This is a genomic window from Paenibacillus mangrovi (assembly GCF_022898935.1).
In the GTDB taxonomy this organism is placed as follows: domain Bacteria; phylum Bacillota; class Bacilli; order Paenibacillales; family Paenibacillaceae; genus Paenibacillus_AQ; species Paenibacillus_AQ mangrovi.
The window spans coordinates 124,965-149,308 of sequence record NZ_JALIRP010000006.1; the positions used below are offsets into that span (position 1 = coordinate 124,965).

The following is a 24,344-nucleotide window of genomic DNA, read 5'->3' on the forward strand; positions in this document are numbered from 1 at the left end:
TCAGCATCCTGACATTGACGCCTCTAAAATCTGCCGTATAGCGCTCCCGCGATTGTTCCTATACAATAGAAAACAAAATCTATCGGACTATCGCGAGGAGGACTGCATTCAGCATGACATGGGAGAACTACACGATTGAAGACGCACAGGCGGAGGATCTGCCCGCGATTGTAACGATTTATAACTCAACGATTGCGGGACGAAAAGTAACCGCGGATTTGGAGCCCGTAACAGTAGAAAGCCGCCAGCAGTGGTTCGATGAGCATAACAGCCATCACCGTCCGCTATGGGTCATGAAGTCGGAGGGAGAGACGGTGGCATGGCTGAGCTTTCAATCCTTTTACGGTCGTGCAGCTTACAATGCGACGGTGGAGATCAGCATCTATGTGTCGGAAGCTTGCCGCGGCAAGGGGGTGGGAGGTATTTTACTGGAAAAGGCGTTTGATGCATGCCCAAGACTCGGAATTAAACGGCTCGTCGGCTTTGTGTTCGGCCATAATGATCCAAGCCTGAAGCTGCTGCGGAAATACGGCTTTGAGGATTGGGGGTTCCTGCCGGGAGTGGCCGAGCTGGATGGTATCGAACGGGATCTGGTGATTGTCGGCAAAAAGATAGAGGCATAAGTATCAGAAATCATAATATAAAGCCATACCCTAGTGATTTATTCGAATAGGTAACATTAGAAGGAAACGAGCTCCAGGTGAACGGCAGCAGCCAGCACTGGAGTTTTTTTTGCGGGCATCATGACCAATTGAAGAAGAAGATTCCGAATTCACAAAAAATTGTATTTACATGAACGGACATGCACTGGCATACTATATTCAATCGGGTATTTCCGAGAAATTTTGGTAAAAGAAAAAGGGTATAGTAGGAGGAACATTATGATGAAGCGTTTTAAACTGGGACTGGCTGCAATGCTGTCACTGCTGCTGGTACTTCTCGCGGGCTGTCAGGCAGTCGGCGGCGTGGATGTGAGCAAGGCTGTTCTTAGCACACTGGATGTCAAATCGTCCATGTCCAAGCAGACCTTGTCCCTGCAGTTGGTTCCGACAGACGGTAAGTTGAGTGAAGATGACCGTAAGGTTATCGAGATGCTGAATTCTTTTTCCGTGACGATTGATCAGGCCATTATGCAGGATACTAATCATGCGTCAATGGAAGGATCCGTTCAGCTTCAGGGCAAAAAGCTTCCTTTCCATCTGGCAATGGATAAAAAGGCGTTGACGCTATCGGTTGAAGGCATGACACAGCCTGTATCTATTCCGCTCGAGCTTGAAGATATGGATCTGGGAGTTATGGGTCCGAATATGAACAACGAAAGTCTGATTCAAACGTACAAGGATGTTCTCGGATTTCTGCTGAAGCATGCGCCGAATCCATCCTCCATTTCAGTAACGCCAGTGAACGAGAAAGTGAACGGCGAGTCGCTGTCCCTGCAAAAGCTGCATATCGATATTCGCGGGGATGAGCTTGTGGGCTTGGCCAAAGGATTCCTGACCAGTGTGTCCAAGGATAAGGAAGGCGTGAAGCAGCTGATCAGCCGCTTGTACGACACGTATTATCCGATTCTAGAAGCATATGCAGGAGCTCCGGAAGAGACGGCAGCACCAAGCGATGCAGAGAAAGAAAAGAATATCAATGAAGCCGTTGATGAACTGATGGGGGCGCTGAATGAGCTGCTTCCTGATTATGACAAGAATGTAGCTGAGCTGTTTAAGGAAGCACCGGAGCTGAGTGAGATTTTGGGCAAAAATACCGTGCTTTCACTCGATTTCATGCTCGACAGCAAGCTTAACATCCGCAAGCAAAACATGGACCTGACCGTACAAATCCCTGCTATTGAGGAATTGCCGGTGAAGCAGGTTAAGGTTCATTCCGAAGCAGAAACATGGAAAGTGAACGAGCCTGTCACTATTCATGCGGTAGACACCTCCAAAGGAATCTGGAATGTGAATCCGGGCGAAGCGACTCCAGGCGAGATGCTGCGTCATGTGGACCGTCAGTCCGATCTGTACCGTTTCCTGAAGGATGACATGAATATTACCCACAAATCCTTCATGATGTATACGGAGGAAGATCCGTCTGAGCTGTATGACTCAGGATACGAGCCGGTGGTTATCAAAAATACGATGATGGTGCCGCTCAAATATGTTGCGGATGAGCTCGATGCGAAGGTCGAATGGAACAATGCAACCAAGCAAATCACATTGACCGAAGACCTGACAGGCTCCAAAATCGTTCTGAAAATGGGCTCGAAGCAGGCTTCGATCAACGGCGTGAGCGAAACACTCGCCCTGCCTGTACAAAATATCGATGGTTATTCCTACGTACCGATGCGTTTCATCACGAAAGCACTGGGTGCGCAAGGAAACTGGGATAAGCAAGAACAAATTGTGACGATTGAAAGAAAATAATATAGAGCTGCATATTCCGAAAGAATTGGAGACGGTTGAGAAACCGTCTCCTTTTTTTGTCCCGTGGGAGGGGAGAACTTATGAGTGGAAATCACATTCAAATTCATCATGCTTTTGAAGGCAGATTGTGGGTAATACTGCCGCCTGAGAAGGAATGGATTCGCCGTATTCGCAGCGTTCATGGACGAAAATGGCATCCGGAAATCAAGCAGTGGAGCATACCGGGGGGAGATGAATCTGTTGCTGTGTTTGTAGAATTGTTCTCTAACTGCCCGGTTCTTACGGATGAGTCGATGCGTGATCTGTTTCCGCAGTTGCGCAGGTTATCTCCCCATGGAGAACGCTGGCGTGTTATATACACTGAGGCTTTGAAGATGAAGGGGTATAGCACGAATACGGAGAAGGCTGGCGAACCGATTTTCCAAAAGAGTGGGCAAGACCAAAGAAGGAGAAGAAACTGCCTGCTGTTCTTTCAGCTGCAGAAGTATCTGTACTTCTCAAAGGCATTACGAACATCAAGCACCGCGCTGTGTTAACGTTGATCTATTCGGCAGGTCTGCGTATCAGCGAGGCTGTGCACCTGAGGGTACCAGATCTGGATGCAGAGCGTGGCACCATCCATGTACGCCAAGCCAAGGGAAGGAAGGATCGGTATACATTGTTGTCGCAAACGGCATATAAGCTCATGGAGCAATATATCAGGATAGAAAGACCTGAAAACTGGCTGTTTCCGGGTGGTACGGATGGCAGGCCGATTACCGTGAGAACGATCCAGCATGTTTTCGAAAAAGCCAAGCAAAAGGCAGGAATTCAAAAGCAAGCGACGGTACATACACTGAGGCATTCTTTTGCAACGCATCTCTTGGAAGCGGGGACGGATATCCGATATATCCAGGAGCTGCTCGGACATGAAAGTTCCAAAACCACCGAAATCTACACGCATGTGAGCATCAGAGATATCCGCCGAATTCAAAGCCCGTTGGATCGAATGTAAGAGATGAAAGAGATTGAATAAAATGGAATATTCGCATAACATACTCTATAAGAGGAAAAAACGAATGTCGCATTTTCTCTGGCTAGGGAGGGAATTACGACATTCGTAGAATGGGAGTTATATGGAATCTTCGAGAACATTATATAAAAAACCAAAGGGAACAATACACATGAGCTATACTTTGTATCATTATTTTGATAAGGATATAGGGCCATTTAGAAATCTTTCTAGCCTCTCAATTGATGAGGCTTTTGATGTTTCACGACAAATCAAACAGGACGGAAAGATGTTTGCAAGCCAGAGATCAGATGATTATATGCTAATTAGAAGAGATCTCGAGAGGATAGCCAGGGGACAATTCATGGCCAAGGGTGGAAAACCAAAGAAATTTTTTCCGCACTATATGACACTAGGATATCCTGTGATTGGTTAAAGACATGGTATATGAACCCTAGTTGGATAGCAATTAACATAGATGAGTTTGAAGAGAGTGCAATTAGTTTTACATATGGTGATCTTTTTCCAACGATGAGGTATCAAGATAATAAGCCATATCGTAGACAAGTATATACCAAGCAAGAGATAATTAAAGTAATTGAAGAATTTGAAATGCCGCAAGAATGGAATAGGAATGGAGATAAAGGGCCTGAAAGATATATTGAAGTACAGGTCTGGGATGATGCAGTGATACAGAGATATTTACCGTAAGCTGGACTGAGGGTCGAAGACTCCATCTAACACCGTATCTACGCTGCGGGCTTTGCCCTTGGTTCGCAAGATGGGGTAAGCAGTGGAGCGGATTCAGCTCACAACCCTGCGAGGCTAAGTCCGTCGGACCCGGCGCGCGCCTTAAGCCTCTCGGGTTCGTAGATACAAGAACGTTATGTGAAATATGAGGTTTTAAAGAAAGGATTAAATAAAATAAAATGAGCGACATAGAAATTTTCTGTGATCATCAAGAATTAAATAGACGAATGAAGTTCTCTGAGTATGACTATAAAGAATTAAGTAAGTCCCTAGATGCTTGGAAAGTAAAAGCAGAAGACTTATTTTATTGCGCAAATATATTAGAACTTCAATTAAAGAATGAAATTACATCCATTTCAATGGATTCTAGATTATCAGTTAGTATAGACAAAATAAGTTCGACATATATGCTTTTGGTAGGTTATTCGTTTGAATTGCTTATCAAGACTATATACATATCTAGAGACTTAGAACCTATATTTGATCATAATCTTTTATCACAAATTAATAGATTAGATATCGTAATTAATGATGCTGAAAAACATATATTGGGGAGATTAACTGATGTAATCTATTGGGAAGGCAGATACCCAACTCCAAAAAAACAAGAATACTTTAAAGATAAACGAAATGTAATTGTATTAAATCATGATTTGAAGATAGTTCATGATCTGTATGAGAAGTTAAAAATACAGATAAATTGAATGATTATTCAGAGAAGGCTCATACCTCACATAACATCATATCTACGCTGCGGGCCGTTCGGCCCTTGGTTCGCCAGATGAGATTGGCAGAGAAGCGGATTCAGCGAACAACCCTGCGAGGCTAAGTCCGTCGGACCCGATCGCTGGTGCTCCCTTAAGCCTCTCGGGTTCGTAGATACAACAACGTTATGTGAAACTCCCTAAGAGCTTTAAAAGACAATGAATCGAGGTGATACCTCATTCCCAGAAGAATTTATAACTATTTTAAAATACGACGGTTAAAGTATGAATTGAATCTAGTAAAACCTATCTTTGAGATACTGAATGATCAGAGAGAAATATTTGATAACCATTGGCAGTCAAGATCGGAAACCTATGATTTATTAAGTGAGGAAGATATAAAGGATATTCTAAAATATACAAAAAAGAAACTCATTGAATTAAAGAATTACATTAGTACGGTTAAGGTAAATAGGAAAACAAAGAAGAGTCTGTACTTCTATAAAGATTATGTAGAACTTTTATTGAAATACCACCGGAAAAAGTTTGACAGATACCCTGGGACTTATATGTATTTATACAGTGAATTGCTGCTCGGAGCGCAAAGATATCTGAATATTAAGAACGAATTAAGGCAACTTGATTGCAATATCGAGGAAGCCGGGAGCATCACATAACACCGTATCTACGCTGCGGGCTTTGCCCTTGGTTCGCGAGATGTAGGAAGCATAGAAGTGGAATCTGCTCACAACCCTGCGAGGCTAAGTCCGTCGGACCCGGTCGCGTGGGCTCCCTTAAGCCTCTCGGGCTCGTAGATACAAGAACGTTATGCGCCATTACCGGTAAATATTAAAGATAATATTTAAGGAGATAATTTATGAAAGGTAAGATACTCTCATTATTTTTTATAACGATAGTGTTTTCAGCTTGTCAAAATATTAGTCAGTCGACTACCTTGAACAGCGAAACTAAATCAATAATGAATTCTGAACTGCCTCCTGATGTAGTGAGTACAGGTAATGGAACAGAATCGAAAGAAATAACTGAAGGTCAATCAGATCCTTCTAATAATGAAGTGTTATCCATGAGCATTGGGACCTATGATTTGAGTGGGGAATTTTATGATGAAATGCTTCGAAATCCTATAGATCATGATTATGAACTGGAATTTAATGAATTTCAAAATTCCAAAGAGATTATTACAACATTGGGATGGGGGGCGTTGGAAAGCAAATATACAGAGATTTGGGATAAAGAGTTGAATCAAATATATAAAAAGCTTCTTTCTAAGTTGGATAGAGAACCAAGAGAAGCACTAATTGAATCGCAGAAAGAATGGTTACAGTATCACTTAAGGGAAACAAAATTTGTAGAGAAGACATTTATTAATAATGGTTACCTTGGATCACAAGGATCAGTAAGCCTAGGCACGGTTATACGGGAGAGAATTAGGGAAAGAACAATGCAATTATTTGAATATCGATATTTGCTAGATGGTGAAGTTCAGTTTTTATACCAAAGTAAAAAATAGAGTTGGAATCTGGCGCATAACACCATATTCACGCTTCGGGACATTCGGCCCTCGGTCCGGCAGGGGCATTTCGGGGAAGCGTGAACAGCCGGACAACCCTGCACTGGCTAAGTCCGTCGGACCCGCGCTTGCGCGCTTAAGCCAGTGAGGATTCGTGAATACAAAGACGTTATTCGAAACCTCCGTAAAATCTAATAAAAGAGAGTTGACAATGATGAATTGAAGCAAACAATCATTATATATTGTTATTTGGATTTTCTTATTGATAGTTGAACTTTTTTCTCTTCATGGACTTATACATAGTGTACATGATCAAGATGATGTTATATTTCAAGTATTATTAGTCGTTGTTACAATTGCTGTTGGAGCAGTATTAATATTAACTTCAAATAACTCCAAAAAGTAAAAAGAATTTTTGTCCAATTGAGAATAAAACGCTTCATTACAAGGAGTAAATCACTATGGGAGTAGTAATAATAGTCATTTTAGTAATGCTATTATTTGGACAAGGAAGTATCTATGTCATTCACAAAAAGCAACTTGAAAATCAGGAAAGAATTATTTCTAGATTAGATCTATTGTTGAAGGAAATAAACCAGCGGGAATAACACTGAAGGTTAATTCAGGAAGACGGAGGCATCGGATAACAATATGTTCACGCTTCGGGGCATTCGCCCCTCGGTCCGGCTGGAGTTAGATGAGAATTCAGTGATGTAATTGGCAGCTACATGGAAGTATATTCAGCCGGACACATCCGCACCGACTAAGCGCGTCGCGCCCGGCGACTTCGTCGCCTTAAGTCGGTGGGACGTCGTGAACACGGGATCGTTATCCGAAATAACCGAAAGATTAATCGAAAAGTGAGGTACAAGGATGAGTTATAAATCTATTCTCATAGACCAATTAAACGCCTGTTATAACGATAAGAGTTGGTTCATTCCGCTCCATGAAATTTTAAAAGATTTAAATGCTACACAAGCTGCATGGGAGAATGAAAGTAAACAATCAATTTGGTCGATCGTGAATCATCTCATTTTTTGGAATGAGAAGTGGCTTGAGAGATATAAGGTCGAACAATTTGAATTAGAAAGTTCAATAAACAATGATGATACTTTTTACGTGAATCCACATACAATAAATGATTTTGAGTGGAAGAAGACCTTACAGAGACTCGAAACAGTCTTTAATAGTTGGAATAGGGCACTTGAGGAAAGCGAAGATCTCAAACTTATTAAAGAAATCCCTTCATATTTCAATGCTCCTTGGTGGGGAGTAGTATCAAATTTATGTATTCATAATGCATATCATATTGGTCAGATAATGCTGCTTAAAAAACAATTGATAAGTATAGGTTAAAAAAACGATTGTAGGTATTTCAGAGGAGTCGGTTACTTCGGATAACACAGCATTCCTACTTCGGGCATTCGCCCTTGATCACCAAGAAGAATCTCTAAGAAGTGGAATCAGGCGATACATTCAACCAGCTAAGTCTGACGACCCGTTCCCTGCGATCACTTAAGCTGCTTGAACGTCAGGAATGCCAAACGTTAACTGAAATCTCTGAGAACGGTAGAGCATTGAAAAGAGCATCTTATTTATGATATTAAAGATCAAAAGCGCTAAGAAGTTACATTTTGTGGAATGAATCATAATATTGCCGTTTTGGCAGGCTAATGCTTTAATTTCATGGCAACAATTGCTTCAAAAGTTATGAATAGTGCTATAATTTTCTATATCTTCATAGAAAGGTGATTACGCATGAACCAAAGACCGTCAGAAGAAGAATACGCCGGGGACGCCGGCGAGTATATCCGGTTGGTGCCGGAAGGCAACATCATCGACATTCTGCTCGCCCAGGAAAAGCAAATGACCGAGCTGCTGGCATCGTTGACCGAAAGCCAGAGCGCCTATCGGTATGCGGAAGGAAAATGGACGCTGAAAGAAGTCGTGGGCCACATCGCAGACAGTGAACGCATCATGACCTACCGCCTGCTCCGATTTGCAAGAGGGGATCAGACGCATCTGCCCGGTTTCGACCAGGAATTGTTCATTCCTCCTTTCGGAAGCTGGACAACCGCGCAATTGGCCGAAGACTACCGGGCCGTACGGCAATCGACGATCACACTGCTGCGCGGGTTACCGACGGAGGCGTGGTCCCGCAAGGGCACAGCCAACAACGTAAGCATTACGGCGCGCGCCCTCGCGTACGGAATCGCAGGACACGAACTTCATCACATGGGGGTTATCCGAAATCGGTACTTGAGTTAGTCGTCCGCAAGATCGGGACGGAAACCGTGCGGATAAAGCGGCTTCCGTCTTTACTTTATGGCACGCCTTCCCGCCCCCTTCATAGACTGATAGGAAGAGAGGACAAGACGAAAGGCTTCCGGATAAGTTTAAGGATCCAATAAACCAATTAAGAAATAAATTTCTAGAATTAATACTTTCAAACTGTTTTAGTAAACATAGTTATACTCGAGAGAGTCCGAGCAGATGGTTAACCCCGTTCTTTATCGCGGCTCTTTTTCATTTATAAAAACAAAATTCATAAAGGTAGAAATAGAAGTGCTGGGTTATAATATCATAAAGATCTATAGGAAGAACATTTGGGTTGGGTTTGCTCAAGAAGTCAGAGACTTCAGATAACACTATATTCACGCTTCGGGCCATGCGGCCCTGGGTCCGACCGAAGCCTGAAGAGTTTCGAAGAGGCATTTCAGCTGCAGGGAGAATATTCAGTCGGACACATCCGCACCGACTAACCGCATCGCGGCCGGCTCCTGAAGGAGCCTTAAGTCGGTGGGACGTCGTGAATACAAGAACGTTAGCTGAAAGATACGCAAAAATAAAAATTATGAAAGGCGGATTCTATTGAAGCCAGGGATTATAGTTCTTCTTAATGGAACTTCAAGTTCTGGAAAGACAAGCATATCTAATGAACTATTAACACAAATGGCTATCCCATTTCAACATTTATCAATTGATAATTTTTGTAATGGGATATTTCATAGTTATACTGATTACATTAACAGTACATATCCGAGTATTGAAACAAATGGTGCAGAGGATGGACAATTTGTAAATCAAATTCTTCTAAATCCGTTGATTTCATTATACTACTCGACAATAAAACTATTTTCAGCGATGGGAAACAACGTAGTTGTAGATTCTGTTATAGGTAATGACAAATGGTTCAATGCCTGTATTGAATTATTTTCGGATCACCCTGTCATATTCGTAGAAGTTAAATGTTCAAAGGAAGAACTTGCTAGAAGAGAAAAACTTAGAGGAGACAGGATGGTTGGTTTAGCGAATTCACAATACGATAACGTGTATTGCTTTAATGAATATGATCTTGAATTCAATACTGAAATAATGAGATCGAATGAGTGTGCCAATGAGATATTAAACTTTATAAGATCTAATAAAGAATACACTGCTTTTAAGAAGTTGATTAAGGGAAAAAGTGTAAGTAAGTAGTTCAAGGAAGGCGTATCCATCAGCTAACACCATATTCACGCATCGGGCCATTCGGCCCTCGGTCCGGCAGGGGAATTTCGGGGAAGCGTGGGCAGCCGGACAACCCTGCACTGGCTAAGTCCGTCGGACCCGGGGCATACGCCCCTTAAGCCAGTGAGGGTTCGTGAATACGGGAACGTTATCTGAAAGACACGCAACAAATCATAAAACCATAAATTCTTGAGGTGATTCGAATTGGAAGTAGGGAAGACAAAATCTGTAGGCTATCAGGTAGGAGTAAGAAGAACATTTCCAATCAGGTTAGAAGATGCATGGCAAATGGTAATGTCACGCAGTGGAATGGAAATCTGGCTAGGAGAATTATCTTCTTATGATTTAAATGTGGGAAATAAATATATTACAAGTAGTGGAATCTCTGGAGAGATAAGAGTAGTAAATGAAAACCAGAATATCAGATTGACGTGGAAGAAAGAACATTGGGAAAGAGCTTCAACTTTACAGATTAGGACAATAGAACAAAAGAATGATAAGTGCACGATAAGTTTTCATCAAGAGAATTTGTCTAGTTTAATGGACCGGGAAGAAATGAAAACAAGATGGGAAGAAGTGTTGGGAAAATTAAAGAACATTGTTTAGTGGTTTCAAGGAAGGCTTGTCCATCAGATAACAATGCATTCACGCGGCGGGCCTTGCGGCCCTTGGTCGCCAGAGGCATTTCGAGGGAGCGGTTTCAGGCGACAACCCTGCGAACCTAACCGCGTCGCGGCCGCCCCCATTGGGGGCTTAAGCCTCTCGGGTTCGTAGATACAGAAACGTTATATGACAGGGATGCAGGATAAAGACTGTAAAACAAATAAAAATAAATGTGAGAATTGTACGCAGATGTAAATAAAGGTAAAATATAACTACAATTGAATCTTGGGTGGGCATTGGTTTCCCTTCGAAAGGAGGTGAAGCCATGGAAGTTAAGGATGCATTAACGATTATGTTCCTATTTGGATCATTCATTCTTGCTCTTTTAACTTACATTAATAATAACAACAAGAGAAAGTAAAAACCCACCCCAAGGTTACGAGCCGAAGGTGGGTTTTCGTTCTTAACTGACTAAGAAGGGAATACCTATCCAAGCCAATTGTACTGACCAAGTGTTCGCCGCACTTGGTCTTTATTAACTATATAATAACACATGTAAAAACATGTATCAAAACAATATTGAAAAACGATATAAATGATTTATTTAAGTAAATCAAGGAAGGCATCCCCATCATATAACACAGTATCTACGCCGCGTCGCTTTTGCTCCTTGATCTGCCGAGGAATTTCGAGGAAGCGGACTCAGCAGACAACCCTGCAAGGCTAAGTGGCAAAGCCACCCAGTCGGTCTCGCTCCTTTAAGCCTTTCGGGTTCAGGAACACAAGAACGTTATATGAAATGGGGGAAGAGATATTAATAACAAATTAATGAGCACGAGAACAATGATAATCGTCATCTTATTAGTTGGATTAGTATTTTTTATTTTTCAATATAACGGGAGTGGATGGACGAACAACTCAAACCTGAACAAAAAGATACTTATAGAACAAATTTCCAGTACACAAATGTCGAAGGTAGTTTATTCCCATGAAACGATCCCGAATATTAAGTTTATTGAAGTTGAATTGACAGAAGAACAAATAAGGAATATTACTGATTGGATCAATGCTGTACCTACTTCAACAATTAAAGAATTGAATCATATACCATCTAATATTAGTGCAGGAATAGTATTTCGATTAAAGTCAGAAAAAGAAATCCGGATTCAATACAACCTTGAAAGTATATTCATTACAAGAACCGATATAAAGAGTACGCAAGTGATGTATTCTATTTACCAAGAGAACTTAAAATGTTTTTTGGATGAACAACTTAAAGGCTTCTATTTCGGACAAGACAGAGTAAACAATTCCTGAAGGTATTTCATGAAGTCCCCCACATCATATAACACCGTTTTTCTGCTGCGTCGCGTCCGCTCCTTGGTCTGCCCGAGGCATTTCTAGGAAGTGATATCAGGCAGACAACCCTGCAAGGCTAAGTGGCACAGCCACCCAGTCGCTCTCGCTCCTTTAAGCCTTTCGGGTTCAGGAACACAAGAACTTTAACTGAAATCTCCGGATATAAGAGCATTTAAAGGTCGTTAACAAGAATGTTCCAGATGCAAAGGGTTACTTAGATAGAACAAGCGATTGAAATAAAGTAATGCTCCTGGTCGAAAGGAATGGACCAGGATATTTTATGTTTAAAAGAAGTAGTGAAATAAGAAATAGAATGGGATACAATTCCAAATAAGGACTTTGATAAGGGCGAATATTGTAAGCAACTCGAGAAGTCAGAGACATAAGTTAACACTATATTCACGCTCCAGGCCTGTCGGCCCTCGGCACGCGAGAAGCAATTGGCAGGGGAGTATTTTCAGCGGACACATCCGCACCGACTAACTGCGCTAGCGCAGTTAGTCGGTGAGACGTCGTGAATACAAGAACGTTATCTGAAATCTCCGAGCACGAAAGTCTTTTAAAAAGAACGATTGATTAGAGGCTAATCCGCAACCCAAAAAAGGAAAAGACCCTGAAGTTTCGGTTGGCTTAGAATTGGATTAAAGATGAAGGTGGAATATAATATGAAAAAATATTTTTATGTAGGAATTGTTTGCATTGTTGCTTTACTAATTTTTGTTTTTGTAGTTAGAGAAAAGAGCATTATATCTATTAAGCCTAATGAAGTAGCTAACGTTGAAATATATAATTCAGCTACTAATAACAGTGAAGTTCAAGTAATGAATATAATTAAACAACAAGATGTTGCTGAATTATTAAACAGTTTAAGACGTATTAAACCAAACGATAATGCAAAGCCATTAGACGGAAATTATTCAATCATATTTAATAAAACAGATGGTACTAGACTAATATATGTCTATGACAATGGGATGGTTAAAACTTCAACCGGATTTAAGGGCAGAGTAAAAAGTGACAACATTATCAATAGGTTATGGGCAAAGCTTGAGTATCCTGTTCAAAATGTAACTAGACAATAATTCCCATCTTTAGATTGAGTTGTGTAAGTAAAGACCAAAGAACTAATGAAGATCAAAGACATCTGAAAAATATAAGTTAACTCGAATGTAAATCAGGAAGCCGTAGACTACAGTTAACACAGCATTCCTGCTGCGGGCATTCGCCCTTGATCGCTTAGAAGGTTTTCAAGGAGATTAATCAGGCGATACATTCAATCAGCTAAGTCTAACGACCCGTTCCCTACGGTCACTTAAGCTGTTTGGACGTCAGGAATGCCAAACGTTATCGGAAATCAATGCAATGGATATTTATCAAAAAAGTTAATCATAGACGCAAAGGAGCGAATGATATGGAAATCAAAAATAAAAGCGGAAATGTGATTGGAAAGATTCAAATTCAATCCCTTCAAGATGAGAATATTCTCGACAATATAATACATGAATTAAGACCAGGCGATGGAAAAGGGATCTACATTGCTGACGCAGTAGATAACAAGTTTACTCAACAGACAAATTACGCCGCAATTGAATGGGATAAAGGCTATGAAATGTTAAGAGATAAATTGATTCCGTGGAAACCAAGATTTCCAATTCATTCTGTAGTTAATGATATTCATGTATATTATGGATTTGATAATTTAAACAAGCATGAAATAGATGAAATGATCGAAGAAAGTAACAGGACAGGAAAAAATGTTGTGGTACGAGACCTCAAGCCTAACAATACACTTGTAGGCGTCAGTATCACTTATCTAACAGATAACGGTACATATAAATTAAGCATATTTGGGACAACAAAAAGTCGGATTCAAATGCCTGATAACAAAAATTCTAAAGTTAATCAATTAGAGATACGAGGAGTCGAGGTATTTTATATCTCAAATATCGAAACTGAGCAATTGATCTGGATCGAAGAAGATGAGAATGGGAAGGCCTTGCAATATGAACTTATAGGAAGGAATATTTCTCAAGACTTTCTGATAATGATAGCAGAATCAATGAGTTAAAACACTATATGTTATTTCAAAGAAGGCATTGACATCCGATAACAACATATTCACTCGACGGGTCGGCTGAATCCGCCTCTTGGTCCGCCCGAGGCATTTTCAAGGAAGTTGAGTCAGGCGGACAACCCTGCGAACCTAACCGCATCGCGGACGCCCCGTTGGGGCTTAAGGTTCTCGGGTTCGTGAATACGAGAGACGTTATAGGAAATCAGCGCAAATAAATCATATGCAAAATTCTATTAAGAGATATTATGGAGATTCTTTAGATTATTAACCTGACTCAAGGATGAAAGGAGAATTTTAGGTGTTAGAAAATCTTGAAATAGATGATTTTATCAATCAAGCAGATGTTTCCATTCCATTAGCAGTAATGATGTGTGGTGTGGCTGGATCAGGAAAAACAACATTTGCTCAACGATTAGAGCAGAGGGGCTTTGTACGTCTCTCCATTGATGAAGAAATATGGGCTACAAATGGTCGATACGGAATTGATTATCCAATCGAAGTGTATGAGCAACTTAAAGTTGAAGCCGAGTTAAAGCTGTGTAATGAACTAGTAAATCTTTTGAATGAAAAGCGCAATGTGGTTATTGATTTTAGTTTCTGGCAACGGAAGAGACGAAATCAATATAAAAAGCTTATTGAAGATGGAGGAGGAGAGTGGAAACTAATTTATTTAAAAGTTCATCCTAATGATTTGCGTGAGCGACTTCGAATTCGGAGCCAGCGATTCGATGCTAATGCTGCATTTACAATAACAGAAGAAATATTATCTTCATTCCTCAATGGATTTGAAGTACCTTCTGGAGAAGGGGAAATTATCATAGAAGCAAAAGAATAATCAAAGTGAAATATTCGTGTTGGAGCTTCAATGAAGGCGCTGACATCCTATAACACTATATTCACGCTTCGGGGCATTCGCCCCTCGGTCCGGCAGAGGGATTTCTTGGAAGTAAATCAGCCGGAAAACCGCTGCGAACCTAAGTCTGGCGACCCGTTCACTTCGTTCACTTATTTTTGAGGCATGAAAGTAATTAAAGGATATAATGAATAAAAAAACATGGTGATAAAAATGACAAAAAGAAAAATTAGAAGAAGAAAACTCGGGGATGTGTATGCTATTCCATTACCTAATGGAAAGTATGCCTTTGGAAGATTATATATAATGATGCATCAATTGCAATATATACACATATAGCTAACACTCATGAAGAACTTCCTCCTCAAACAGATGATTATCAATTTACTGTCGGTATCTATAATCATGCATTGAAAAGAGACGATTGGGTAGTTGTTGATAATCGGCCATTTGAGAATGAAGAGGATTCCTGCCACCGCCAACTTGTATAATTGATTCTATATCTGGAGGTTATTCTATATATCACAAGGGTGAGATTAGGTCATCAAATAAAGAAGAATGTGAGGAACTAGAAATCACCGCAGTGTGGGATTCAAATCATATAATCGATAGAATTATGGGGATTGATATATGGCACAAATAATATAAAATACAACATAAATAAAGACTTTTGTTAGTTGATACCGGAAACGATGAAAACATACTAAACAAAGCAGGCGATGTATATGAGTGATCAAAAACTTCTACAATATTATTTGAATATGCGGGAACCGGAAGCTTATCAGTGGAATATATCACCGAGAAGTTTGTATCTTGATTTCGAAACACGAGACTTCTTAATAAGGAATTTTGAAGTATTTGTAGGTATGAAAGCTTGCAATATTGGTATTGGTGTTGGCGAATGGGATGACTTTTTAGGATATTTTTTGAAAGATTACGGCCAATTAACAAGCATTGATATTGATCAGGAGATCTGTGAGATTTTCGAGTTCAGGCAACAGAGAGAAGGTCACACGAATTCATCTGTTGTAATATGTGGGGATTTTTTAACTTGTATGCTTCCCTCAATGGAATATGATTTAGTTACAATGATTGGATCTGCACTTAATGAGATTGGAGAATACCGAAAAACATTTGAGAAGATTAGTGATATTATGAAACCGAATGGACAATTGATGTATATGGATTTTAACAATTATCACAAGAAAGAAGAGCTATTAAGCGTATTACATGATTTGAATATGGAATTAGAACGATTAGAAGAATACGATCGGTATCCGAGTATCACTTTTTATTGTATGAAAATTAGAAGAACAGATTAGTATATTGTAGGTTATTCGAAGATGCAGCATGCGTCGTATAACATAGTGTTCCAGCTTCACGGCTGACGCCGCTCGGTCCGCCTGAGGGATTTCAAGGACGTAATTCAGGCAGATACATCGATTCCCCTAAGATAAGAGCTATCTAAGGGGAATCGACATCAGGAACACATGAACGTTATCGGAAATCAGTGCATGTATATCAAAGTCAAAGTGAAAGTGGTGACGTAATATGTTAAATCAACATCCTAAGATCATTTTAATCACAGGCATTATGGCAAGTGGAAAATCGACAGTGGCGCAAATACTTGCCGAACGTCTTGAGAACTCAGTTCATTTACGAGGGGATATCTTTCGTAAAATGATTGTTAATAACCGAAGAGAGATAAACCCGGATACAGAAGAGGTCGAGTTGGAGCAATTGAAACTTCGATATAGAATCGCAGCACAAACCGCAGATCTCTATTTTGAAGCAGGTTTTTCTGTAATAGTTCAAGATGTTGTAATTGGTCCAATGTTAGAAGACTTCATATCATACGTCCGTAACCGTCCTTTGTATGTAGTCGTTCTTTGTCCAAGTACGCACACTGTAACACTTAGAGAAGCTACTAGATCGAAGAAAGGATATGGTGTTTGGACAGTTGAAGCATTGAATAGTGTATTACTAAATGAAACACCTCGAATTGGAATGTGGATTGATTCATCAAACATGACACCTGAAGAAACAGTTTTTGAAATATTGACAAGATTAGATAATGAAGCAGTGTTAATAACAAATGAGAACAGTTAATAGGCTATTTCAAGGAAGGCACTGACATCCGATAACACTGCATTCACACATCGAAGCCTTTCGGCTGCTCAGTCGCTAAGAGGCATTTCGAAGAAGTGGATTCAGGCTGGTTAATGAATTAGAGCCATTGTGTTGATTAAATAGAGCCACCGTGTAAATGACGAAAGCCATCAAGTAAATGATGGCACCAATTCAATTATCGTTCTCCGTTAACGCAACAAAAAGTGACGGCATCAACGGGAGTTCAATATTTGATTTACATTCCGATAAACATATTTCTACTGAAGGGACCCCAGTTTGCTCCCCCGTAACCCGATCTTCCCTCCAAGTTAACAAAACAAGGAAGCACAACGTATAGGACGCCCGTCATTGCGTTTACTCTAAAAGTCATGACAAATCTCGTTTTCGAATTGTCGACAGGCGTAATCATTCCCATTTCAGGACGTATTAGGTTAGCAGGCGAAATTGCTTCGCCCATCCCAACGCTTGCAATTCCAACGGGCCCCGCATTGCTTCTAATCCAGTAATTAGAGATATTTGTTGCCGACGCTAAATCAGTTCGCTGATCGTACATAAGCAATATTTGATTTGGAGCAGTTTGTCTAGCCTCCAGAAGTATGGGATGAGGGATCATCTGTCGGTCGTCCGTAACCGTCGGTAACCCCCAATAAGGTTCGCCAGTATAAGCATATTGGGACATGAGTGAGTTGCTCATAAATCATCCTCCGTTTCAATTGAGATAGTCAATTGTCATGGATTAATATATGTTGCCCAATGGATCTTTGTTAAAAAATTTGTTTGACTGACTTTTGAATGGATGGATGGTGTTATGCGTCATCGTAACACGGAGTTACATCTTCGCAAAGCTTCTCTATGTCAAGCTTCAATCAAGTTGTGCCTTCCGTTAGTCTAGTGACCACTCGCATTAATTTTTTTACAGCCTAAATCTAAAGTGGCTCTACATCATTAACATCATGGCTCTATATTATGAACAACGTGGCTCTAACTCCATTAATCAAGCGACTTTGCCGAACCGAAATATTCATCTGATTTTGAAGATCTGATTTATAGCCAGATTTTATACCGGATCTAACATTTGATTTAAAGGCTGATAAGGGCTGATTCGTAGGAGTCTCAAAGAAGTCGGGGACATCCGATAACAAAGTATTCACGCTCCAGGGCTATCGCCCCTCGGTTGTCAGATGTATAATCATGGAAGAGGATCAGACAACAAACGCCCCAGCCTAAGATAAGAGCTATCTAAGGCTGGGGCGTTTCGTGAATACAAAAACGTTAGGTGAAACCGCGTTAAAAAACGAAGAACCTGAGGTGTAAGATGTTCACAAGAAGTGAATTAGAAAATATTATTGTGCAAGGATATCCTCATATATCGGACCTTATTCCAAAACTATTTGAAGCGCTTGATGAGTATGTTTGGAGATGTGAACCTGAGGCTAACTTGCTTGCTGATTTTTTATTCTCAATAGGAAAACCACTAATACCTTTTATGAAAGAGGCATTAATTTCTCAAAAATTATTTGATGTAAGACATTATCTCTTCAGTAGATTTATTTTTGAATGGCCTTTCGAATTTATTTTAGAGTTAGAAGAAGAGTTAAACACAATCTCTATTAGTAATGATTATTGGAATCAATATGACTTAGATGCTATTAAAGCACTTGTAGTTAATAGTGTAGGAAATCAAATAGAGTTATTAAATTTGTTGAAAAATAAAAAGAAAGATGCAAAATTAGAACTTTTGAAATACGTTGAAATTGAGCCTCAAATCCTGGATTATTTTAAATTTATTGATAATTCGAATGGACCAGTTAGTATTAATGATTTCTACCACTATTTTTATAAAGACATTGATTCAACCAGTGAAGAGTTTTTACAACGTACTTCTTTAATAGCAAGTGCCGATTCCTATAATGACTATGCTAAATACATCAAACATATTGAGCATTTACTGGAAGAACGCGGCATCACCTAACACCGTTTCCCCGCTGAGGGGCTACGCCCCTTGGTCCGTCCGAAGCAGAAGAAGCGAAATCACAACGGTGATCATTCAGCATACAGTAAGCATAATCAGACGAACAACCCTGCACCACCTAACCGCATCGCGGCCGCCCTATAGGTTTAAGGTGGTGAGGGTTCGTGAATACAAGAACGTTAGGTGAAATTAATAGAAAGGAATATAGAATGAAAAATAATAAGTGGCTCTATGTACTCGGCTTATTGATATTAGTTTTATCATTGTTTGGCTGTATGTCACAAAATTCAAATAGCTATTTACCAAATAAAGTGACACCAATTAACGTAAGAGAAGAGTTTTACATAAAGTCTGTTGAAGTCTTAAATTTTTATATTAAGAAAGTAGAAACAGAATCTATGTATACCGAAGCAGACAATGAATACTTATTGGGTTATTATCGCTCAATGCCTTCACAGAGTGACGAAGAAATTAATATAAAAACATCACTGACATATTTAGATTTGGCTTATAAGGGATTTGATGAGAACTTGAAAGCAAAAAAGGAAGAAGATATTCAACAAAGTATTAACGAATTCAACAAATACAAAGAAGAAGTATCAAAACAATTAGAATTAATATCAAAGTTAGGATTATGGGGGAATATTCAACGTAGCCATTAACTCCCCCTAACATAAATTAACTCATGAAATGACTAATATCATTACTAAAGGTATTGATGTCAAAAAGTATTTTGGATTTTTAAGGAGTTTAATAGAATTATTTAGTTAAATAAATAATTGGTGGAATATTAATTTTGAATTGGCATTAGATACTGAAATTGATTTAATGATTATAAAGAATAGTTTGCTAAGTGAATTTTAGATAGCTCATAGATAGCACAATCCATCTCAACATTGTACTCACGCCGCGGGTTCGTGAATACAGAGACGTTATCGGAAATACTTGCGAATTATTGATATAAGAAGAATCGGAGGAGAATAGAGATGATTCAATCAATAGTCCATATCGCTCTTGTTGTTAAGGATTATGATGAGGCCATAGATTTTTATACTAAGAAACTTCATTTTACATTAGTAGAGGATTCTTATCAGCCCGAACAAGATAAGCGATGGGTTGTAGTTGCTCCACCGGGCTCAGTAGGTACAACAATTTTACTGGCGAGAGCGTCGAAACCAGAACAAGAATCATTTATAGGTAATCAATCCGGCGGGAGAGTCTTCTTGTTTCTAAACACTGATAATTTCTGGAGAGATTATAACGATATGATTTCTAAAGGTATAGAATTTGTAAGAGAACCTAAAGAACAGTCATATGGGATAGTTGCTGTATTTAAAGATCTTTATGGGAACCGGTGGGATTTATTGCAGTTAAACGAAGACCATCCTATTATGAAACGAATGAAATAGAAATATAAAAGCATAATAGTGTATGAATCACAAAGAAGGCAAGTACTTCCGATAAACATCGTATTCACGCATCGTAGCCTTTCGACTGCTCGGTTCGCCTGAGGCATTTCGAGGAAGAGGAATCAGGCGGACAACCCTGCCAAAATAAGAAGAATAGAGGAACTATATGAAAAGTCCTTTTCAAGAAATCTTGTCATCAGAAGAAGAGATTAGAGATCTTTTGGGTTATCCAAGTGAGCTTGTTAAGAAGAAAACAGTACATTACTTAGATATTCATTGTCGAAATTTTATCTCTATTTCACCATTATTATTCTTATCTACCTCAGATAATCAAGGGTTTTGTGATGTATCTCCACGAGGAGATGCTCCTGGATCAGTTTTACTTTTAGATGAAAAACATTTAGTTATTCCAGAAAGGCCAGGTAATCGTAGGATAGATTCATTAAGGAATATATTATTGAATCCTAGAGTAGGTATGATATTTATTATTCCTGGGCTGGAAGAAACGCTTAGGATTAATGGTAAAGCCTATGTAATTAAAGATGAAAAAATTCTAGAACAGATGAAAGCTAAAGATACAAAACCGATATTAGGAATTGGGGTAGAAGTTGAGGAATGCTTCATTCATTGTGCTAAGGCTTTTAAGCGGTCCAGGGTATGGGATAACAAGTCATGGGTGGAAGCTGATACTCTGCCATCGATCCCAACAATATTATCGGATCATGTTAATTCATCTGAATATACTGAAGAAGTAATCAAGAAAGGGTTACAAGAAAGCTACGAAAAGAGATTATATTAATGAATATCTTGTTTGTGATTTCGAAGAAGGCACCGGCATCTTATAACACCAATTCACGTTACAGGGCTATCGCCCCTTGGTTGCCAGTATGTATAATCATGGAAGAAGCTCAGACAACAAATGACCCAGCCTAAGATAAGAGCTATCTAAGGCTGGGTCGTTTCGTGAATACAAGTACGTTATCTGAAATTAATGCGGAGAAGTGTAAGAGGGATTCGAAGTTGGAGGTGGTTTTTTGCACGCAATTTTTGATGATTAGGTTTTAGAGGTCTGTATTTCACAAGTGATAAGTAAGCTTATATTTATAACTTTTTAATACATAATGGGCATCAAAAGACAGCAGAGCATTGTAGAAAGGAAGGAGAAACGGCAGGGGGAAATGCGAAACGTTTCGAAGCTAGAGTATATGATGAAGAGCTTGCTGGTTACCTTCATGATATTAGTGCTGTATTTCCAAACGAAGTAAGAATTGAAGTTTCAAGAAGTTTTGGGATTAATGTTCTATTCGAGGACAGATACCACGGAATTCTTCCGGGAAGATCAATTACGCTCGCTTTGGGTTTTAGTTAGATAAAAATCATCGTTCAAGTGAGGTGGAGTGAAAATTATGAATACAGATCAAAATCAGCCAATTCCCTATGCGGTTTTCGAGAATGATATTCAATTTCCGATACTGGATATTACTCATCCCCTTTTCAACGCAAGTATTGATGAACAGGCGTATCATTTGAGCTGTCTCAAGTCAGCCCGGAGCATTGAGTCATTAAAGAAGATGCCTGGCTTTATCCAGAACATCTTTGTTAAAATGTCGAATGTTGACGATTTCTATCTTAGCGGCATGCGTACCTTACTGTACAAACTTGGCCCCGACTTAAGCCGGGGAATTAAATTAGGTTTCCGGGACAAGTGGGCGGTGAAGCAAACCTCTTTCATGGGACTTCGGATCAGGCTGAGGGATCTTTGCCGGCGCCAGTCGAAACTTTTACAGACCCAGCTCAAACAATTCCCTGAACGGAACCTTTGTTTCTTCAATATCGCTGGGGGGGCCGCCACTGACAGTATCAACACCCTGATTCTAATTCAGGAATCGGACTCGGAATTACTCAAGGGACGGAAGATTGAGATCAACATTTTAGATATCGATACCTACGGACCCAATTTCGCAAAACGGTGCATCGATGTTTTGAAGCAGCCGGGAGAACGCTTCCATGGCCTGGACATTACCCTCAATATCATTCATTATAACTGGAGCCAACCGGAGGCATTACTAAAGATGAGTTTGGAACGATCCGGCTGGATTCAGCTCTGTTCATCGGAGGGCGGGCTTTTTGAGTACGGTTCGGATTCAGATATCATTGAAAATTTAAACCATTTCTTTACCAACTCCCCGGCGGACGCCCGGGTCACGGGTTCCTTAATTTTCGATCGGGCGAATGTAAATCCGGGATACCTGGGATTTACAGAGTTTATTGGGGTGCAAATCCGATATCTTGGGCCAGAGGGATTGCAGCGAATTGTAACCCAAACCTCGTGGGTTTTGGAAGAATTCCATGAAATTGATACGATCTATATTCTGTTTTCATTGAAGAAAGCGTGACTTAAGTCACCGTGGTTGAAAGAAGCATATTTTCAAATTGAAAGAATAAGTGGTTTGCTGTATCAAAGACGACATTAACGTATCCGATAACACCGAATTCACGCTATATGGACACATCCGTACCGACTAGCCCCATCGTGGCCGGCTCCTGACGGAGCCTTAAGTCGGTGAGACGTCGTGAATGGAACAACGTTATAAGAAACTGGCGAAAGTAGTGATCAGAATAAAAAAGATATTTGGTTTAATAGTTTTAGTTATTACACTAATAATAGTGATTCACCTTGCCTTTTATTGGGTAGCCCGACAACAAGCAGTAGGTTTCCTCGAAAAGAAATATTATGATATGGATATGAGAATTGGTTGGCCCAGTCAGAGTATTTTTAGTAATATCTCAGATGGCTGGTATAAAGTTCCGGTATATACCCAAAATAAAAAACAAAAAATTAAGTTCTATGTTGATCTAAACATGTTTAATGGTTTAAGGGATGATGACTTTTTGTTTTGGGCATTACAGGCTGATGCAGAAGATCAATTTAATGATAAGGTTCGAGAAATTATTCCTACAGCTAAAGTCGATATTATTCATCAATCAATTGATGAAGATGCCTATTATAAAGATTTTGGCAAAGGAAATATTCAATATGTTCACAATAGTAGCGGAGATCTGGTACTGGTTGTTCATATTGGTTGGGAAGGGAAAAGAAAATTATCAACGGAAGAATTTTCTGAAAAGTGTTCTGAAGCTGGTGCACATTTTCTATCTACCTATCCAGTTTATGAATTGCAATTTTCATATACTTATCAGGACAATGAAAAAATGTATACAACCACTCAAAATAATAATGATAATCTTGAACAAATCTTAAAAGATCATCTTTATCAAGAACTTTATACAAATGTACATATATACAAGTTTTGAAATGAAGTTTACAAGTGTTTCAAGAAGTCACCATATTCTTATAAACACCGTATTCACGCTGCGTCGCTGACGCTTCTTGGTCCGGCCGAAGTTGAGAAGCAAGGAAATAGAATCAGCCGGACAACCCTCCGAGCCTAAGTGATAAAATCTGGCTTTATTATTGAGGGTACAATACGAGAAAGCGTTCTAAGAGATGGTCAGAAATTAGATAGGATTTATATGGGTTTATTAAGAGATGAATGGAAGTCCAAGAACTCATAATAAGACAAGTTAATGCAAATTATCTGAAACCAGTGCAATATTATATTATAAAACCAAAAAAAAGGAGAGGTAATATATATGTCGAACATTGTATTGTCAGGACCGACAATGGTATTGCTGGTAAGAGATTTACAAAGGTCAATTGACTACTATAAACATCTTGGTTTTCATTATGAACTTGTTGGTGGACCCATGGTTCAACATGTACATATGACACGAGATTCTGTAGTCTTTATATTACATCCTGCATCGAATCCAGATGATGTTAGGCCATTTTCAACGGTTAAAGGAGGGTTATACTTTGATGCTTTCTGTTATTGTAATGTACGAGAATTTTTAGAAGAATTTACTGAAAAGGGGATAGAAATCGTCAGAGGTCCTGATCTAAATGACTTTTTTAGTGAATTTACAATTCAAGATCCTGATGGATATCGGATTGCATTTGGTGGATAGAAAGGAAAAAACCAA

At 39.5% G+C, this 24,344-nt stretch carries 28 protein-coding genes; all 28 read left to right on the forward strand.

The window, feature by feature from the left end:
- Positions 1-113 precede the first annotated feature (113 nt).
- The 28 genes from MUG84_RS15795 (at position 114) to MUG84_RS15935 (ending at position 24,329) form a co-directional block, all read left to right on the forward strand.
- Positions 114-623, forward strand: a complete 510-nt coding sequence (locus MUG84_RS15795) for a GNAT family N-acetyltransferase (RefSeq protein ID WP_244726329.1) — start codon at positions 114-116, stop codon at positions 621-623.
- Positions 624-881: 258 nt separating this feature from the next.
- A complete protein-coding gene (locus tag MUG84_RS15800) occupies positions 882-2,414 on the forward strand; it encodes a copper amine oxidase N-terminal domain-containing protein (RefSeq protein ID WP_244726331.1) in 1,533 nt (510 codons plus the stop codon).
- 80 nt (positions 2,415-2,494) lie between these two features.
- Positions 2,495-2,950, forward strand: a complete 456-nt coding sequence (locus MUG84_RS15805; protein ID WP_244726333.1) for a hypothetical protein — start codon at positions 2,495-2,497, stop codon at positions 2,948-2,950.
- Positions 2,944-3,408, forward strand: coding sequence for a tyrosine-type recombinase/integrase (locus tag MUG84_RS15810; RefSeq protein WP_342346123.1), 465 nt, complete (start codon positions 2,944-2,946; stop codon positions 3,406-3,408). The genes MUG84_RS15805 and MUG84_RS15810 overlap by 7 nt, the downstream gene beginning before the upstream one ends.
- Positions 3,409-3,529: 121 nt before the next feature.
- Entirely contained in the window at positions 3,530-3,841 is a 312-nt protein-coding gene (locus MUG84_RS15815; protein ID WP_244726335.1) for a hypothetical protein, read from the forward strand.
- An 11-nt stretch (positions 3,842-3,852) separates the two neighbouring features.
- Positions 3,853-4,116 carry a hypothetical protein gene (locus tag MUG84_RS15820; RefSeq protein WP_244726338.1) on the forward strand — a complete coding sequence of 88 codons (264 nt, stop codon included), beginning with the start codon at positions 3,853-3,855 and terminating at the stop codon, positions 4,114-4,116.
- A gap of 218 nt (positions 4,117-4,334) precedes the next feature.
- Positions 4,335-4,859, forward strand: coding sequence for a hypothetical protein (locus tag MUG84_RS15825; protein WP_244726340.1), 525 nt, complete (start codon positions 4,335-4,337; stop codon positions 4,857-4,859).
- Positions 4,860-5,736: 877 nt separating this feature from the next.
- The gene (locus tag MUG84_RS15830) at positions 5,737-6,390 is read left to right on the forward strand and encodes a lysozyme inhibitor LprI family protein (RefSeq protein WP_244726342.1); all 654 of its coding nucleotides are present in this window, start codon (positions 5,737-5,739) and stop codon (positions 6,388-6,390) included.
- 461 nt (positions 6,391-6,851) lie between these two features.
- Positions 6,852-6,998: a hypothetical protein gene (locus MUG84_RS15835; protein ID WP_244726344.1), complete on the forward strand. Its 147-nt coding sequence runs from the start codon at positions 6,852-6,854 to the stop codon at positions 6,996-6,998.
- A 265-nt stretch (positions 6,999-7,263) separates the two neighbouring features.
- The gene (locus tag MUG84_RS15840) at positions 7,264-7,746 is read left to right on the forward strand and encodes a DinB family protein (RefSeq protein WP_244726347.1); all 483 of its coding nucleotides are present in this window, start codon (positions 7,264-7,266) and stop codon (positions 7,744-7,746) included.
- Between the two features lie 402 nt (positions 7,747-8,148).
- Positions 8,149-8,658: a DinB family protein gene (locus tag MUG84_RS15845; RefSeq protein WP_244726349.1), complete on the forward strand. Its 510-nt coding sequence runs from the start codon at positions 8,149-8,151 to the stop codon at positions 8,656-8,658.
- 603 nt (positions 8,659-9,261) lie between these two features.
- Entirely contained in the window at positions 9,262-9,870 is a 609-nt protein-coding gene (locus MUG84_RS15850; RefSeq protein WP_244726351.1) for a chloramphenicol phosphotransferase CPT family protein, read from the forward strand.
- A gap of 234 nt (positions 9,871-10,104) precedes the next feature.
- Positions 10,105-10,506: an SRPBCC domain-containing protein gene (locus tag MUG84_RS15855; protein WP_244726353.1), complete on the forward strand. Its 402-nt coding sequence runs from the start codon at positions 10,105-10,107 to the stop codon at positions 10,504-10,506.
- A gap of 322 nt (positions 10,507-10,828) precedes the next feature.
- The gene (gene comI, locus MUG84_RS15860) at positions 10,829-10,924 is read left to right on the forward strand and encodes a competence inhibitor ComI (RefSeq protein ID WP_227011709.1); all 96 of its coding nucleotides are present in this window, start codon (positions 10,829-10,831) and stop codon (positions 10,922-10,924) included.
- A gap of 422 nt (positions 10,925-11,346) precedes the next feature.
- Complete coding sequence (locus tag MUG84_RS15865) at positions 11,347-11,820, forward strand: hypothetical protein (RefSeq protein ID WP_244726356.1); 474 nt, start codon at positions 11,347-11,349, stop codon at positions 11,818-11,820.
- 707 nt (positions 11,821-12,527) lie between these two features.
- Entirely contained in the window at positions 12,528-12,944 is a 417-nt protein-coding gene (locus MUG84_RS15870) for a hypothetical protein (RefSeq protein ID WP_244726358.1), read from the forward strand.
- Positions 12,945-13,273: 329 nt separating this feature from the next.
- Entirely contained in the window at positions 13,274-13,930 is a 657-nt protein-coding gene (locus tag MUG84_RS15875; RefSeq protein ID WP_244726360.1) for a DUF4367 domain-containing protein, read from the forward strand.
- A 304-nt stretch (positions 13,931-14,234) separates the two neighbouring features.
- Positions 14,235-14,771, forward strand: coding sequence for a P-loop nucleotide/nucleoside kinase family protein (locus tag MUG84_RS15880; protein WP_244726362.1), 537 nt, complete (start codon positions 14,235-14,237; stop codon positions 14,769-14,771).
- Between the two features lie 231 nt (positions 14,772-15,002).
- Positions 15,003-15,128, forward strand: a complete 126-nt coding sequence (locus tag MUG84_RS27665; RefSeq protein WP_425313231.1) for an Imm26 family immunity protein — start codon at positions 15,003-15,005, stop codon at positions 15,126-15,128.
- 386 nt (positions 15,129-15,514) lie between these two features.
- Entirely contained in the window at positions 15,515-16,111 is a 597-nt protein-coding gene (locus tag MUG84_RS15885) for a methyltransferase domain-containing protein (protein ID WP_244726364.1), read from the forward strand.
- 229 nt (positions 16,112-16,340) lie between these two features.
- Positions 16,341-16,898, forward strand: a complete 558-nt coding sequence (locus MUG84_RS15890) for an AAA family ATPase (protein WP_244726366.1) — start codon at positions 16,341-16,343, stop codon at positions 16,896-16,898.
- A gap of 1,336 nt (positions 16,899-18,234) precedes the next feature.
- Positions 18,235-18,891 (forward strand): hypothetical protein, encoded by a 657-nt coding sequence (locus tag MUG84_RS15900; protein WP_244726368.1) that lies wholly within the window; start codon positions 18,235-18,237, stop codon positions 18,889-18,891.
- Between the two features lie 164 nt (positions 18,892-19,055).
- Positions 19,056-19,553 (forward strand): hypothetical protein, encoded by a 498-nt coding sequence (locus MUG84_RS15905; protein WP_244726370.1) that lies wholly within the window; start codon positions 19,056-19,058, stop codon positions 19,551-19,553.
- 324 nt (positions 19,554-19,877) lie between these two features.
- A complete protein-coding gene (locus tag MUG84_RS15910; RefSeq protein ID WP_244726372.1) occupies positions 19,878-20,300 on the forward strand; it encodes a VOC family protein in 423 nt (140 codons plus the stop codon).
- A 166-nt stretch (positions 20,301-20,466) separates the two neighbouring features.
- Entirely contained in the window at positions 20,467-21,099 is a 633-nt protein-coding gene (locus MUG84_RS15915; protein ID WP_244726374.1) for a pyridoxamine 5'-phosphate oxidase family protein, read from the forward strand.
- Between the two features lie 607 nt (positions 21,100-21,706).
- A complete protein-coding gene (locus MUG84_RS15920) occupies positions 21,707-22,696 on the forward strand; it encodes a hypothetical protein (protein ID WP_244726376.1) in 990 nt (329 codons plus the stop codon).
- Positions 22,697-22,877: 181 nt separating this feature from the next.
- Positions 22,878-23,615 (forward strand): hypothetical protein, encoded by a 738-nt coding sequence (locus tag MUG84_RS15925; RefSeq protein ID WP_244726378.1) that lies wholly within the window; start codon positions 22,878-22,880, stop codon positions 23,613-23,615.
- A gap of 339 nt (positions 23,616-23,954) precedes the next feature.
- Positions 23,955-24,329 (forward strand): VOC family protein, encoded by a 375-nt coding sequence (locus MUG84_RS15935; protein ID WP_244726380.1) that lies wholly within the window; start codon positions 23,955-23,957, stop codon positions 24,327-24,329.
- Positions 24,330-24,344 lie beyond the last annotated feature (15 nt).

What these genes read in the sequence shown, in the direction of transcription:
- MUG84_RS15795 (WP_244726329.1), top strand. Translation starts at nt 114, where the DNA reads ATGACATGGGAGAACTACACGATTGAAGACGCACAGGCGGAGGATCTG.
- MUG84_RS15800 (WP_244726331.1), top strand. Translation starts at nt 882, where the DNA reads ATGATGAAGCGTTTTAAACTGGGACTGGCTGCAATGCTGTCACTGCTG.
- MUG84_RS15805 (WP_244726333.1), top strand. Translation starts at nt 2,495, where the DNA reads ATGAGTGGAAATCACATTCAAATTCATCATGCTTTTGAAGGCAGATTG.
- MUG84_RS15815 (WP_244726335.1), top strand. Translation starts at nt 3,530, where the DNA reads ATGGAATCTTCGAGAACATTATATAAAAAACCAAAGGGAACAATACAC.
- MUG84_RS15820 (WP_244726338.1), top strand. Translation starts at nt 3,853, where the DNA reads ATGAACCCTAGTTGGATAGCAATTAACATAGATGAGTTTGAAGAGAGT.
- MUG84_RS15825 (WP_244726340.1), top strand. Translation starts at nt 4,335, where the DNA reads ATGAGCGACATAGAAATTTTCTGTGATCATCAAGAATTAAATAGACGA.
- MUG84_RS15830 (WP_244726342.1), top strand. Translation starts at nt 5,737, where the DNA reads ATGAAAGGTAAGATACTCTCATTATTTTTTATAACGATAGTGTTTTCA.
- MUG84_RS15835 (WP_244726344.1), top strand. Translation starts at nt 6,852, where the DNA reads ATGGGAGTAGTAATAATAGTCATTTTAGTAATGCTATTATTTGGACAA.
- MUG84_RS15840 (WP_244726347.1), top strand. Translation starts at nt 7,264, where the DNA reads ATGAGTTATAAATCTATTCTCATAGACCAATTAAACGCCTGTTATAAC.
- MUG84_RS15845 (WP_244726349.1), top strand. Translation starts at nt 8,149, where the DNA reads ATGAACCAAAGACCGTCAGAAGAAGAATACGCCGGGGACGCCGGCGAG.
- comI (WP_227011709.1), top strand. Translation starts at nt 10,829, where the DNA reads ATGGAAGTTAAGGATGCATTAACGATTATGTTCCTATTTGGATCATTC.
- MUG84_RS15865 (WP_244726356.1), top strand. Translation starts at nt 11,347, where the DNA reads ATGATAATCGTCATCTTATTAGTTGGATTAGTATTTTTTATTTTTCAA.
- MUG84_RS15870 (WP_244726358.1), top strand. Translation starts at nt 12,528, where the DNA reads ATGAAAAAATATTTTTATGTAGGAATTGTTTGCATTGTTGCTTTACTA.
- MUG84_RS15875 (WP_244726360.1), top strand. Translation starts at nt 13,274, where the DNA reads ATGGAAATCAAAAATAAAAGCGGAAATGTGATTGGAAAGATTCAAATT.
- MUG84_RS27665 (WP_425313231.1), top strand. Translation starts at nt 15,003, where the DNA reads ATGACAAAAAGAAAAATTAGAAGAAGAAAACTCGGGGATGTGTATGCT.
- MUG84_RS15885 (WP_244726364.1), top strand. Translation starts at nt 15,515, where the DNA reads ATGAGTGATCAAAAACTTCTACAATATTATTTGAATATGCGGGAACCG.
- MUG84_RS15890 (WP_244726366.1), top strand. Translation starts at nt 16,341, where the DNA reads ATGTTAAATCAACATCCTAAGATCATTTTAATCACAGGCATTATGGCA.
- MUG84_RS15900 (WP_244726368.1), top strand. Translation starts at nt 18,235, where the DNA reads ATGTTCACAAGAAGTGAATTAGAAAATATTATTGTGCAAGGATATCCT.
- MUG84_RS15910 (WP_244726372.1), top strand. Translation starts at nt 19,878, where the DNA reads ATGATTCAATCAATAGTCCATATCGCTCTTGTTGTTAAGGATTATGAT.
- MUG84_RS15915 (WP_244726374.1), top strand. Translation starts at nt 20,467, where the DNA reads ATGAAAAGTCCTTTTCAAGAAATCTTGTCATCAGAAGAAGAGATTAGA.
- MUG84_RS15920 (WP_244726376.1), top strand. Translation starts at nt 21,707, where the DNA reads ATGAATACAGATCAAAATCAGCCAATTCCCTATGCGGTTTTCGAGAAT.
- MUG84_RS15925 (WP_244726378.1), top strand. Translation starts at nt 22,878, where the DNA reads ATGGAACAACGTTATAAGAAACTGGCGAAAGTAGTGATCAGAATAAAA.
- MUG84_RS15935 (WP_244726380.1), top strand. Translation starts at nt 23,955, where the DNA reads ATGTCGAACATTGTATTGTCAGGACCGACAATGGTATTGCTGGTAAGA.